The 13,189-nt window shown below is 62.2% G+C and carries 15 protein-coding genes; 12 read left to right on the forward strand and 3 right to left on the reverse strand.

Annotated elements, in window-relative coordinates; all coding sequences use genetic code 11:
* Positions 1-59: 59 nt before the first annotated feature.
* The 12 genes from NLM27_RS40785 (at position 60) to NLM27_RS40840 (ending at position 10,076) form a co-directional block, all read left to right on the forward strand.
* The gene (locus NLM27_RS40785) at positions 60-1,589 is read left to right on the forward strand and encodes an amidase (RefSeq protein WP_254148627.1); all 1,530 of its coding nucleotides are present in this window, start codon (positions 60-62) and stop codon (positions 1,587-1,589) included.
* Positions 1,590-1,811: 222 nt separating this feature from the next.
* The gene (locus NLM27_RS40790; RefSeq protein WP_254148628.1) at positions 1,812-2,420 is read left to right on the forward strand and encodes a cytochrome P460 family protein; all 609 of its coding nucleotides are present in this window, start codon (positions 1,812-1,814) and stop codon (positions 2,418-2,420) included.
* A gap of 24 nt (positions 2,421-2,444) precedes the next feature.
* On the forward strand, positions 2,445-3,026 hold the full coding sequence (locus NLM27_RS40795; RefSeq protein ID WP_254148629.1) for a cytochrome P460 family protein: 582 nt from the start codon (positions 2,445-2,447) through the stop codon (positions 3,024-3,026).
* Positions 3,027-3,100: 74 nt separating this feature from the next.
* Entirely contained in the window at positions 3,101-4,375 is a 1,275-nt protein-coding gene (locus tag NLM27_RS40800; RefSeq protein WP_254148630.1) for a beta-propeller fold lactonase family protein, read from the forward strand.
* A gap of 111 nt (positions 4,376-4,486) precedes the next feature.
* Positions 4,487-5,398, forward strand: coding sequence for an urease accessory protein UreD (locus tag NLM27_RS40805; RefSeq protein ID WP_254148631.1), 912 nt, complete (start codon positions 4,487-4,489; stop codon positions 5,396-5,398).
* Between the two features lie 26 nt (positions 5,399-5,424).
* A complete protein-coding gene (locus NLM27_RS40810) occupies positions 5,425-5,727 on the forward strand; it encodes an urease subunit gamma (protein WP_028148889.1) in 303 nt (100 codons plus the stop codon).
* Positions 5,728-5,736: 9 nt separating this feature from the next.
* Positions 5,737-6,309 (forward strand): HupE/UreJ family protein, encoded by a 573-nt coding sequence (locus NLM27_RS40815; protein ID WP_254148632.1) that lies wholly within the window; start codon positions 5,737-5,739, stop codon positions 6,307-6,309.
* Positions 6,306-6,644: an urease subunit beta gene (locus tag NLM27_RS40820; RefSeq protein WP_254148633.1), complete on the forward strand. Its 339-nt coding sequence runs from the start codon at positions 6,306-6,308 to the stop codon at positions 6,642-6,644. The genes NLM27_RS40815 and NLM27_RS40820 overlap by 4 nt, the downstream gene beginning before the upstream one ends.
* A 12-nt stretch (positions 6,645-6,656) precedes the next feature.
* Entirely contained in the window at positions 6,657-8,360 is a 1,704-nt protein-coding gene (gene ureC / locus NLM27_RS40825; RefSeq protein ID WP_254148634.1) for an urease subunit alpha, read from the forward strand.
* Positions 8,309-9,082: an urease accessory protein UreF gene (locus tag NLM27_RS40830; protein ID WP_254148635.1), complete on the forward strand. Its 774-nt coding sequence runs from the start codon at positions 8,309-8,311 to the stop codon at positions 9,080-9,082. The genes ureC and NLM27_RS40830 overlap by 52 nt, the downstream gene beginning before the upstream one ends.
* Positions 9,079-9,768, forward strand: a complete 690-nt coding sequence (gene ureG / locus NLM27_RS40835) for an urease accessory protein UreG (protein WP_254148636.1) — start codon at positions 9,079-9,081, stop codon at positions 9,766-9,768. The genes NLM27_RS40830 and ureG overlap by 4 nt, the downstream gene beginning before the upstream one ends.
* Positions 9,765-10,076 (forward strand): chorismate mutase, encoded by a 312-nt coding sequence (locus tag NLM27_RS40840; RefSeq protein WP_254148637.1) that lies wholly within the window; start codon positions 9,765-9,767, stop codon positions 10,074-10,076. Before ureG ends, NLM27_RS40840 begins: the two co-directional genes overlap by 4 nt.
* Before the next feature lie 181 nt (positions 10,077-10,257).
* Here NLM27_RS40840 and NLM27_RS40845 read toward each other — a convergent pair whose 3' ends face one another.
* From NLM27_RS40845 to NLM27_RS40855, 3 genes are all read right to left on the reverse strand, one after another.
* Positions 10,258-10,554, reverse strand: a complete 297-nt coding sequence (locus NLM27_RS40845) for a hypothetical protein (protein WP_254148638.1) — start codon at positions 10,552-10,554, stop codon at positions 10,258-10,260.
* A gap of 687 nt (positions 10,555-11,241) precedes the next feature.
* Complete coding sequence (locus NLM27_RS40850) at positions 11,242-12,315, reverse strand: branched-chain amino acid ABC transporter permease (protein WP_254148639.1); 1,074 nt, start codon at positions 12,313-12,315, stop codon at positions 11,242-11,244.
* A gap of 3 nt (positions 12,316-12,318) precedes the next feature.
* Complete coding sequence (locus NLM27_RS40855) at positions 12,319-13,188, reverse strand: branched-chain amino acid ABC transporter permease (RefSeq protein ID WP_254148640.1); 870 nt, start codon at positions 13,186-13,188, stop codon at positions 12,319-12,321.
* Position 13,189 lies beyond the last annotated feature (1 nt).

The raw sequence follows: 13,189 nt of genomic DNA on the forward strand, positions 1-13,189 counted from the left end.
TGGACTATCTCAATGTCAAATGCGGCTTCGTCCCGAAGTGGTTCAAAAAGGAGGAGACCATGTCGAGCGTGAGCCGGACCTTGCATTCCGACGAACTCGCTTACCTCACCGCGCACGAGCTAGCAGCTCGCATCCGGCGGCGTGACCTGTCGCCGGTGGAGGTCGTCGACGCTTTCATCCGGCGGATCGAAGCGCGTAACCCGAGCCTGAATGCGCTGGTCTATCTCGATTTCGACGGCGCTCGCATGAGAGCGAAAGAGGCCGATCGCGCATTGGTCGCCGGCGAGCCGTTGGGGCCGCTGCACGGCATTCCGTCGGCGCTCAAGGATCTGTTTGACTTCAAGCCGGGCTGGCCCGCGAGCCTGGGCGGCATCCGTGCGCTTAAGCACCACGTCGTGAACGGCTACTGCGTGTTCTGCGAGCGCATGGAGAAGCGTGGCGGAGCGGTGTTCCTCGGCAAGACCAACAGCCCTGTCATGGGATTCCGAGGCACCTGCGATAATTATCTGTTCGGTCCGACGCGCAATCCCTTCAATCTTGCCAAGAACACCGGCGGGTCATCCGGAGGAAGCGCCGCGGCGGTCGCCGATGGACTGCTGCCCATTGCAGAAGGCACGGACGCCGGAGGTTCGATACGAATTCCCGCCGCCTGGTGTGGGGTCTATGGCTATAAGGCATCATTTGGCCGGGTGCCGTTCCTTGTGCGCCCCAATGCGTTCGGCACGGCAGACTCTCCATTTCTGTTCGAAGGACCCATCACGCGGACGGTCGAAGATGCCGCAATCGCGTTGAACGTACTTGCCGGCTCTGATCCGCGAGATCCCTTCAGCCTGATCGAGCCGCCCGTCGACTTCACCGCGGCGACCCGTCGTTCGATCCGTGGCCTCAAGATTGGCTATAGTCCGAACCTGGACGTCTTTCCGGTCGACGGAAAAGTCGCGGCGACGGTCCGCCGCGCGGTACAGGCGTTCGAGGAAGCCGGTGCTCACGTGGAGGAGGTGAAGCTCGGCATCGCTCGTTCGCAACGGGAGTTGAGCGACGTCTGGTCGCGTCTCTACATGCTTCTGAACCTGCAGGCGATCGAGAACATGAAACGCGACGGCATTGATCTCTTCGGCAAGCATCGCGACGACTTTCCGCCGGAATACATGGATTGGGTCGAGAAGACCAATCGCATGTCGGGCCTCGATTTCTTCCGGGACCAGGCCGTCCGGTCGGAGGTCTACGATGCCTTCCAGAACGTCCTCGGAAGATTTGACCTGCTCGTGACGCCGACTGTCGCGTGCCCGCCGGTCGACAACGCAAGCGACGGCAACACGACTGGCCCGAGGTCGATCAATAGTGTCGACATAGATTCCCTCATCGGGTGGTGTCTGACCTACTTCGTCAACTTTACCGGCCATCCGGCTGCATCGATTCCAGCGGGACTGTCCGACGGCCTTCCGGTCGGGATGCAGATCATTGGTCGGCGAAACGCGGACTTCGATGTGCTGGCCGCGAGCGCAGCCTTCGAGCGGCTTCGTCCCTGGCAGGACAATTACCGCATGTGCCGCGACCGACCCCTGCAGCGTGACGGACGATCTCAGTGAGAAATCGGCTGGCTCAATTCCATGCGTCGTCGCACGGTTTCGCCTTAACGTTAGAGGCACGAACCTCTTTGCGGTCGCATGATCGGCACGGAATGCATCAAGATAGAAAAAGCAAAGGCAATCTCCAGCGCGCAAGATCCTCCGCGACCGGCTATCTCATCTCCCAACAGGTCAATGGTGCCGGCGCCTCGCGCGTTCGGCCGCAGTCGCGGGAGAAAGACAATGCGCGTGAGAGTCCAGGCAGCAGCGACGGTCATCGTAGGCAGTGCGGTCGCAACGATCCTGTTCTTCGGATCGCTCAAGGATGGCAATGCTCAGAGCAATACGCGCTATCTGCCGGAATATACCGCGGATGGGCAGTTGCTCCTGCCGAAGAATTTCCACGAGTGGGTCTATGTCGGCTCGCCGCTGACGCCGAACGCCCTCAACGGCGGGCAGGCGAACTTCCCGGAATTCCACAACGTCTATATCGAGCCGGGCTCGTACGCGATCTACAAGAAGACCGGCGAATTCCCGGAGGGAACGATCCTGTTCAAGGAGCTGCAGCTGACGTTGCCGCAGGAGAATGCCGACGGCTCGCGAACGGAAGCGTCGGGACGTGGCTACTTCCCGGGCAAGTGGAACGGCGCCGACGTGACCGTCAAGGACTCGAAGCGCTTTGCCGACACCAACGGGTGGGGCTATTTCAACTTCAATCACCACGAGCCGAAGGCGTCGATGGCCAGGGTGAAGTCGAAGGACGAGTGCGCCTACTGCCATATCGCCAACGCCAAGAAGGATGAGGTCTGGACCCAGTTCTATCCGCTGCTGGACAACAAGGACGCGCGGTGAGCGCGTAATCGGCGGAAGATCGGCATGAAAATCCTCAAAGTCGCTTTTGTCGCCTTCGTCGTGATCCTTGGGATCGCGTCCGCGGTCAGGCAGTCACAATTGCGGGCGAACGCGGCGAATGGTGTTTCGACCGGTGCGAGTGTCGCCGACCGCGATGGGCATCTGCATGTACCCGATGACTATCGCACGACCTATCAGCTCCTCGGAAGCTGGGCGGTTGCGGCAGAAGACGGGCGTGGGTCAAGGGAGTTTCACGTCGTGTACGCTTCGCCGGGAGTGATCGACGCCTATCGGAGAGGCAGGCGCTTTCCGGATGGAGCGGTGCTGATCAAGGAGGTGTTCAAGGCGTCAACCGCCGAAATGACGACCGGTACCGTCAGCCGCGCCGATGCTTTGAAGGGGTGGTTCGTCATGGTGAAGGACAGCGCGAACAGCCACCCGGAGAGTGCGCTGTGGGGCGACGGCTGGGGATGGTCCTGGTTCGACGCGGGCGATCGCTCGATAACGACGACGACGAATTACAGGGCCCAATGTCTGGCGTGCCACGTGCCCGTGCAGGCGTCCGACTGGGTTTACGTCGATGGATACCCTCCGCTGAAGCAATAGCAATAGCAATAGTGCAGATCCAGGTCACCGAAAGTCATTCGATTTATCAAAGCCAATCATCAAAGGAGCGAGAGATGGCTAAAGAGGCGACGACGAGCGAGATGGGAATGTCGAAAGGGCAGACTGGCCATCTCTATATTCAGACCAATGAGATCGATAACGCTATTATTCACTACACGCGACAGACGGACGGCAAGCTGGTCGAGGTCGCGCGTATCAAGACGGGCGGCGCCGGCTCCGGTGAATTCAAGCCGATCAGCGGCCAGGACAGCGCGCCCAACTCTTACGAGGGTGCGGGAAGCGTCATCATTACATCCGATCGGCGCTTTTTGTTTACAACCAATGGCGGGGACAACTCGGTTTCGAGCTTTCGCCTGGAGAGCGACGGTCGTCTCACGCTGCTCGACGTGAAGTCGACCGGCAACCCGGTCGAGGGCAGGAGCGGCACCGCCAAATCGCTGGCTTTCGCTCCATCGACACGCACCCTCTTCGTGCTGCACGCGTTCGGACCGGATCATCTTCGGCTGATGTCGGTCGATGCCGAAGGCATGCTCAAGACGCGGCCCGAGCGATACACGGTGAACACGTACAGCAAGCGGAACCGCGTCTCCACCATGGTCGTGGTCTCGCCCAACGAGGAGCTGGTGCTCGTTGGCACCACTTTCGATGAGCCGATCGCGCTCACCGGCTTGTATCCCGACGGCTCGCCGATTCTCTGGGTCCAGCGCGCTGGCGGCGCGTTGCACTCGATCGCGTCGAATGCACCGGATCCGGACGGCCTCGCCGTGTTCGCCCTGCAAAAGGACGGCTCGCTCGGCACGGCCAGGTTCTACGATGCGAAGGCCGGCTCTCCGTTCTACATCGCGTTCCTGCATCAGCGTCCGAATACGTTCGTGATCGGCTATGCCGTCGGCGATGGATGCTCGATCTGCACCATCGAGAAGAACGGCTCGATCAAGATCGGCCCGCTCGTCAAGATCGACACCAGCGCGGGCGTTCCGTCCGAGCTGTGCTGGCTGGCCGTCGCTCCCGATGATCGCACGATCTACGCGACGAATTTCGGCTACAGCAACATCAGCAGCTACCGCATCAATGGCTGCGGCCTGGAGATTGCGTGCGATCCGGCGTGTCCGAAGGTCCCTGGCGACGGCACCGCGAGGGGATTGAACGGAACCGTGACGAGCGGTCCCAGCGATAGCTGGATCTCGCCGGACGGCGCCTATCTCTATCAGATCTACGGCAACGCCTCGAAGCTGGTCAGCTACAGCACTCAGCCGGACGGGTCGCTGAAGGAGATCGGCAGCGTCAAGATCCCGTACAACGGCTCCCAGGGTCTTGCGGGTTTCTGATCCCGGTTTCGCGACACGAGGTCCGGGCGTGGTCGGCATTGCCGTTCCGCGCCCGGCCTCTCCCTCGCCGACATGCGAGACATATACGGTCAATCATGAGCCCCGAGACGGATGTTTGAAGCAATTCACGAGCGCTCTCGCGGTACATCCGCAGCTCATCCCGGCCATCCGGGAGATGGGCAGGGCGCCACGGAAAAATTCGATCTGCAGCGCGCCATCGGGGAAGCTCGCGTGGTGTTCTCCGGCGCCACAAACGGTACGGAGACCATCGACGTCTATCAGAAATTTCCGATGGCCATTGCCTTCCCGAATGTCGATGATCGTCGGCGCAAGGAGGCGGTCCTCATCAATACCTCGGGCGGTGTCACGGGCGGCGACGAGATCAGGATCGAGGTGGTCGCCCAAGGCAACGCGTCGGTCGCGGTGACCACGCAGGCCGCGGAGAAGGTCTATCGCGCGCTGGATCGGCCTGCCCGAATCCGGACGCGGTTGAGGGCTGAGGGAAGTGCCCGGCTTGCGTGGCTTCCGCAAGAGACAATCGTCTTCAACCAGGCGCGCATCGCGCGACAGACCGAGATCGATGTGAGTTTCGGTACCGAATTGATTGCCCTCGAGTGGCTGGTTCTCGGTCGCATCGAGAGCGGCGAGGAGGTTCTTGCCGGACATATCCTGGACAGTTGGCGCGTCAGGGTCGACGGCCGTCTGGTATGGGTCGATGGCTTCCTCGCGTCAGACCAGGCGCTCCTGCAGCTTCGGAAGACGGCTCTGCTCTCGAACTGGAAGGCGATCGCGACGATGATCTATTTCGGTCCGCGTCTCGAGGCCCGGCTCGAGAGACTGCGCGAGATCGGTGCTTCGCTGGAATGCGCGTGCGGCGTCACGATCGTGGGCGCGATCATCGTGATCCGGGTGGCCGCGATTGCAAGCGTGGATCTCAGGCGAGGTCTGCGCCGCTTCCTCGATCAACTCGACGATGAACTCGGATCCGGTCCCTTCGGGGTGCCGAAGATGTGGTCCTGTTAGCAGCGCGGCCAAGTGGGAGAAGCACCTTGAACCTGACGCCACGGGAACGAGACAAGCTGATGATCGCCCTCGCTGCGATCGTTGCGCGTGGCCGGCTCGCGCGGGGCGTCAAGCTGAATTATCCCGAAAGCATCGCATTGATCTCGGATGCCATCATGGAAGGCGCGCGCGACGGACGGTCGGTCGCGGACCTGATGTCCGAAGGCGGCCGGCTTCTTCGCCGCGACCAGGTTATGGAGGGTATCCCGGAAATGATTCGCGAGATCCAGGTGGAGGCGACGTTTCCGGACGGGACCAAGCTTGTCCCGGTGCACAACCCGATCCGATAGGAGCCGATGATGCGTACCATCCCGATTTGCGTGGCCGCGTTGAGCCTGCTTGCATCGCCGGCCTTCGCTCACCCCATTCCGGGCGCGGGCAGCTCTTTCGACGCCGGTCTCGTCCATCCGTTCAGCGGCGCGGATCATCTGATTGCGATCACGTTGGTGGGAATGTGGAGCGCGCTCGTGGGCGGATCGGCGAGAGCGGTGTGGCCGCTGACCTTTCTGATCGCGATGCTGGGCGGCTTCACCGCGGCAAGTGCAGGACTTCAGATGGGCTTTGTGGAAGCGGCGATCAGCCTCTCGGTGGTCGCGCTGGGAGCGTTCGTTGCGTTCGAATTCAGGATGCCTGTCATGCTGGGCGCGGCGGCCGTCGGCCTGTTCGCGTTCTTCCATGGTCACGCCCACGGAGCTGCAGCCGCCTCGATGCTTGTCCCCTACGTGATCGGCTTCACAACGGCGACCGCTGCTCTTCTCCTGACCGGCATGGTCATCGGGTTCTGGGGAGGAAAGGCGGCGAGAAGAAGTTTGCTTCGCGCCGCGGGCGTCTGCGCCGGGCTTGTCGGGCTGCTGCTCGGAGGCGTGGCGTGATCCCCGGGGAAGTCATCTCGAATGACGGCGACATCGTCCTGAACGGCGACAGGACGGGACTATCAATTGCCGTGGCCAACACCGGCGACCGGCCGGTTCAGGTGGGCAGCCATTATCACTTCGCCGAGGTGAACACCGCACTCGTGTTCGATCGATCCGCTGCCCGTGGGTGCCGCCTCGATATTCCAGCGGGGACGGCCGTGCGGTTCGAGCCGGGGCAGTCGCGCGAGGTCTCGTTGATTCCGTTTGCCGGAGCGCGGCGCATCTACGGATTCAGCGGCGGCGTGATGGGGCCTCTAGAGTCAGGAACCGATGCGTCCGGCTCCAACGAATAAGGTGAGGAAGACATGTCCCACACGATGAGCCGCAGAGCCTATGCGCAGATGTTCGGCCCTACGGTCGGCGACAGGGTACGCCTGGCGGACACCGATCTGTTCATTGAGCCCGAGAGGGACTTCACGATCTATGGCGAAGAGGTCAAGTTCGGCGGCGGCAAGGTCATTCGCGACGGTATGGGGCAATCGCAGCTCACGCGCGCGCAGGGCGCGGTCGATACGGTCATTACCAACGCGCTGATCCTCGATCACTGGGGGATCGTCAAGGCCGACATCGCGATCAGGGACGGGCTCATTGCCGCCATCGGCAAGGCGGGCAACCCCGACATTCAGCCGGGTATCTCGATCATCATTGGGCCGGGGACGGAAATCATCGCGGGCGAGGGCAAGATCGTGACCGCCGGCGGAATGGATACGCACATTCATTTCATCTGCCCCCAGCAGATCGACGAGGCGCTTTTCTCGGGCGTCACGACCATGATGGGCGGCGGCACCGGACCGGCCGCAGGGACGACGGCGACGACCTCTACGCCGGGGCCATGGCACATCCATCGGATGCTCGAGGCGCTGGATTGGTTTCCGATGAACTTCGGCATCTTCGGCAAGGGCAATGCGAGCGTACCCGCGGGCCTGGTCGAGCAGATCGAAGCCGGCGCGTGTGGCCTGAAGCTGCACGAAGACTGGGGCGCAACGCCTGCATCGATCGACTGCTGTCTCTCTGTCGCCGACGACATGGACGTGCAGGTCATGATCCACACCGATTCCCTGAACGAAGGCGGGTTCGTCGAGAGCACGATAGCCGCGTTCAAGGGCAGGACGATCCACGCGGCCCATACGGAAGGGGCCGGCGGCGGGCATGCGCCTGATATCATCAAGGTCTGCGGCGAGAGGAACGTCATTCCAGCCTCGACAAATCCCACGCGCCCCTACACCGCGAACACGCTCGACGAAGCACTCGACATGCTGATGGTGACCCACCATCTGGACCGTCGCATCCCGGAGGATGTCGCCTTCGCGGAGAGCCGCATACGAAAGGAGACGATCGCCGCAGAGGACATCCTGCACGATCTCGGCGCGTTCTCGATCGTGTCGTCGGATAGCCAGGCGATGGGGCGCGTCGGCGAGGTGATCACCCGGACGTGGCAGACCGCCGACAAGATGAAGAAGCAATTCGGGCGGTCGCCGGAGGAGACCGGGCAGAACGACAATTTCAGGGCCCGGCGCTACGTCGCGAAATATACCATCAATCCGGCCATCGTGCAGGGAATGTCACGCCATGTCGGTTCGGTCGAGGTCGGAAAGCTCGCGGACATCGTCGTCTGGGATCCGGCGTTCTTCGGGATCAAGCCCGACATGGTCCTGAAATCCGGCATGATCGTCGCCGCGATCATGGGCGACCCAAATGCATCGATACCGACGCCTCAGCCGGAATATTACCGGCCGATGTTCGGTGCCTTCGGCCGTTCTCCCGGCAGAAATTCCGTGACCTTCGTCAGTCAGGCCTCGCTCGAATCGACGAGACAGCTGGGCCTGGCCAAGCAACTCCTGCCGGTATCGAACACGCGATCGATCGGCAAGCATTCCATGATCCTCAACGACACGCTGCCTCTCATGGAGGTCGATCCCGAAACCTATGAGGTGCGGGCCGACGGACGGCTTCTCACTTGCCCGCCGGTGAATGTGGTCCCGATGGCGCAGCGCTATTTCATGTACTGACGCGTTGCCGGCATGGTTGTGCGATGACAGACCAGGGTTATGGACAGAAGGCGCTAGCGTTCCTCAGGCTGCAGAGCTGGCTTTCGCCGTCGTTCCCGAATGGGGCCTATAGCTACTCGCACGGGCTGGAATGGGCTGTGGAAGCCGGCTATGTCTCCGATCGGCGCAGCCTGATTGATTGGCTCAAGGCCGACCTTTGCTATGGCTCCGGCCGAAATGAGGCGATTTTTTTCAGCGAAGCCTATCGATGCGTCGCCGAGGATGCCGAAGACCAGATTCCGCAGCTGGCTGAACTCGCAGCCGCGTCCCGCGGCACGTCCGAATTCGTGCTCGAATCCGCACAACAATCGTCAGCGTGCCTTACGACCCTTCGCAACGTGTGGCCGGATCGAATTCTGGACATTTTCTCCGACCCGAAATGCCCGCCGGTGCTGGCCGTCCTGCTCGGAGCGAGAGCGGCGCGCGAGCGGATTGGCGTCGAAATCGCACTGCCGGCATTCCTGCACAGCTACGTCGCCAATCTGGTGAGCGCGGGCGTGCGATTGGTGCCTCTCGGTCAGACCGATGGTCAGCTCGCCATCGCGGCGCTCGAGCAGGCGATCCTGTCGCGCAGTGAAATCGCAAGCCGTGAGACGGTCGACGATCTCGGTTCGGCGGGCCTGATGGTCGAGCTCGCGTCCATCGCGCACGAGCTCCAGTATACGAGGTTGTTTCGGTCATGAAAACGATTGAACGCGAGAGCAGGTCTTTCCGCGCACCCCGCATTCCGGCAACCAACGGGCCGTTACGCGTCGGAATCGGCGGTCCGGTCGGTTCCGGAAAAACGGCGCTGGTCGAGGCGCTCTGCAAGCACCTGCGCGATTTCTACGAGATCTACGTCATCACCAACGACATCTACACCAAGGAGGATCAGCTCATTCTGACTCGCGCGCAAGCGCTGGCGGCAGAGCGCATCATGGGGGTGGAAACGGGGGGCTGTCCGCATACGGCCATACGGGAGGACGCCTCGATGAACCTGGCGGCGATCCACGACATGAACCTGAAGTTTCCGCACGCCGAGCTTTGCTTCGTGGAGTCGGGCGGCGACAATCTCGCTGCCACCTTCAGTCCGGAGCTTGCGGATCTGACCGTCTACGTGATCGACGTTGCCGCTGGAGAGAAGATCCCGCGCAAAGGAGGGCCGGGGATCATGCGATCCGACCTGCTGGTGATCAACAAGATCGATCTCGCTCCCCTGGTGGGCGCAAATCTGGAGATCATGGAAGCGGATGCACGACGGATGCGCGGCACCCGGCCCTTCATCTTCTCCAATCTGAAGAGTGGCCAAGGCGTCGATGAGATCGCGGGCTCCATTCTGCAGAAGGGCGGGTTGTCCGCCGCGACGCTGTCTGGAGGTACCCATCGATGACGGATGATGACCAGGAGTTCGCCGGCGATCTGGCCAAGCTGCGCCGCAGCATCGACAATCTCGACGCGGCGATGGTGCACCTGCTTGCAGAACGCTTTCGCTGTACTCATGCGATCGGAGAGCTCAAGGCCAGACATGGACTGGTGTCTCGCGATCCCCGACGTGAAGCGGCGCAATTGAAGCGGCTTCGCACCCTCGCCACACAGAGCGGGCTCGATCCGGAGTTTACCCAGAAGCTGCATGCTCTGATCGTTCGAGAAGTCATCACCAATCATGAGGCGGTGAAGTTCGAGTTGGGAGCCGGGTAGGGCGATGAATATCATCGCATGTCTGCTCTGGCGATCGTTCCTGTCGTTCAGGGACGCATGCAAACGGCAGGATCGAGCCGCGCACGATGATTCTAGACGCCGTCAATGACGCCGTTCTCAAGGATGCGGCATTCGATTGTGAGATCAGAGAAGCCGCGAGACCCCTGGTGACGCACGGTCGTCACGCGGACTGGTCGACCAGACTGCCGGGCTGCTGGCCCTTCTTCTCCAGCTGCTTTTCGATGGCGTCCCGGATCTTCTGCTCCACCGCCGCTCTCTGGTCCGGGGTCATGTTGGCGAGGTCGGCCTCGCTGAGATTCATGCTCTTCAGAATGGCAGCCCGCATGCGGTCGAAGGGATTCATCTTCGCGTATTTCAGGAACTCCTGCGCCACGCTGCTGTCGCCCGATGCGCCATCTTCGCGGGCATGCGAGAGCCCACCATTGTCGGTCACCGACGACTTCGATGCACCAGTCATTGAGCCGGCTTTTGCAGGCTGGTAGCCGAAGATTGATGCTCCTGCCGTGACTTGCATGTTCGGCCCCTCAAGACGATCGCGAAGGGCAAGCAACGTGCGTGCCAAATTCTTTCGTTTGATTTCCAGATGTTTCCGGGCTTGCGCTCATCGAGCAGCGCCGGCCGGCCGGAAAAAGTTGCCGGCTCGGTGGTGTCGCCGGTAAAGTTTGCCCGGTCACCTACTCGAACGTCGCCGCGCGGGATCGCGGACATGGCAAGGTAGTTCGGCGAGGCCGACGCGCACGATTTGGTCGCAACGGTCAGCACTGTTCAAGGCCGCTCTCTCCTAAACGTGAATCGCCGAACAGACCGCGCACGCATTGGATCGCGATTGACGAAAGCTATCCTGGTTCGCTTCCTGAAGAAGGCTTCGGGCGGCGATTTTGAAGAGGCGCGTGGCCGAGTCGGATCGGCCCGCAGGGGGCAGCCGCGCGACCGTATCGTAAGACCACTGATGGGCTTTGGTCGCATGTGGAGTCAGCTGGGACTTACGAGGTTTCGAGCGTTTGTTTATCCGACGGACGTTGCCAGCCCTAAGGGGTGAAAATCCCGCCCTCTCCCCCGGTCTTACTTCACGCCAGAAGTTTCTGGTGTAGCCCCTAGAATGGCGGCCTGCCAAAGGCAACGCGTTGGCGGCCGACTCTCCGGCTTACGACTGGCGATGACTCCCGTCGGCAACCAGTCGACGGCGAGTTGAAAGCAACGTCCATCCCATCCGACCGGCCAGAAGTCCCCAAAGGCCCGTTGGCGCGAACAGTATGACGAGGATGCCGAGGGTGCCGAGCAGGATGAGGTAGGAAGCGCCGAAGTCGGCGAGATAGCGCTGCATCAGATAGAAGATGATGGCACCGATCACAGGCCCCTCGATCGTGCCAATGCCGCCGATCACGGTGATGAAGATGACATAGGCGGTCCAGTCGAGCACCGAAAACGCGGCATCGGGCGAGATTCTCGCCTTCTGTAGATAAATCAGTGCGCCGATCATGCCGGTTATGGCGGCGGTCGCGACGTAGACGGCAAGCTTGATGCGGTAAATGTCGACGCCGAGACCTGCGGCGGCGGCTTCATGGTCGCGGATGGCGCCGAGCGCAAGCCCCCGGCGCGAACGTAGCACAAGATAGACAAATCCGAGTGTGGCCGCTGCCAGCGCCAGCGCCGCCCAGTAGGAGATGACGTCGCGCGCGGCCGGCGTGCGCAGGTCGAGCACCGCCTTGATCCATTCGATGCCAGGCACGGTCGAGGTGATCGACGGCGTCAGCGAAGTTCCCGTGCCGCCGCCTAGTAGTTTGACCTGCGCGAAGACTAGACGGTAGACCTCCGCCACGACCCAAGTACCGATCGCGAAATAGGCGCCGCGCAGCCTGAACACGACTAGCGCGGTCGGCAATGCGAACAGCGCGCTTGCGGCGCCCGCGAGCGGAATCGCCAGCAGCGGATTGATGCCGCCAATGAGCGTGAAAGCGAACAGCAGATAGCCGCCGAGGCCGACAAAGGCCTGCTGGCCGACCGAGATCAGGCCGGCATAGCCTGCCAGCAAATTCCAGCATTGCGCCAGCGCCAGCATGTAGAACAGGAAAATCAGATCTTGGATGAGGCCGCGGCTGGCGATAACCGGCAGCAACACCAGCGCGAACAGGATCACGGCGACGATCGCGATCGTGACACGCGGTGCGCGGTTTGCAGTCGCGATACCGTACGTCCTTGCCGGCCTGATCTCGCCCATCACTCAATCCTGTGCTCGCGGAAAAAGGCCGCGCGGCCGCACCACCAGCACGACGAGAAAGGCGAGATGGCCGGCCAAGATCTGCCATTCCGGATCGATGTGCGCGCCGATGGTCTGCGCCAGCCCCAGCACGATGCCGCCCGCGAGCGTGCCCCAGAAACTGCCGAGGCCGCCGATGATCACGGCCTCGAACGCGTAGAGCAGCCGCGCCGGACCGATGGTCGGATCGAAATTGGCGCGCAGGCCGAGATAGAGCGCGGCGATCGCAATCACGACGAAGGCAAGTCCCATCGCGACCGCGAAGATGCGCCGATGATCGATCCCCATCAACTGGGCGACATCGAGATCGTCGGACGTCGCACGGAACGCGCGGCCGATCGGCGTGCGGTAGAAGATTAGATTGAGCACCAGGATCACCAAGATGGCGGACAACAGCGTCAGCAGCGGCACGACGCCGACGGCGATGCCGCCCCCGAGCGGGATCGAGGCCGTCTCGATCGCGCCGGACCGCAGCCGCTGGCTGTCGGCCGAGAAAATCTGCAAGAGCCCGTTCTGCAGGATGATGGAGAGGCCGAAGGTCACGAGCAGCGGCGGCAGGAGGTCGCCGCCGAGCGTGCGGTTGAGCAGTACGTGTTGAAGCGCGAAACCGAGCGCGAACAGGATCGGCAGCGCCAGCAGCACCGCAACGAAGGGATCGAGTCCGAGCTTGCCGGCGATGACGAGAATGGCGAAGGCGGCGAGCACGATGAGGTCGCCATGGGCGAGGTTGACCAGCCGCATCACGCCGAACATCAGCGACAGGCCAGCTGCGAACAGCGCGTAGAGGCCGCCGAGCAGCACGCCCTGGATCAACGCATCGAGCCAACCAGTCATG

The organism is Bradyrhizobium sp. CCGB12, assembly GCF_024199845.1.
In the GTDB taxonomy this organism is placed as follows: Bacteria; Pseudomonadota; Alphaproteobacteria; order Rhizobiales; family Xanthobacteraceae; genus Bradyrhizobium.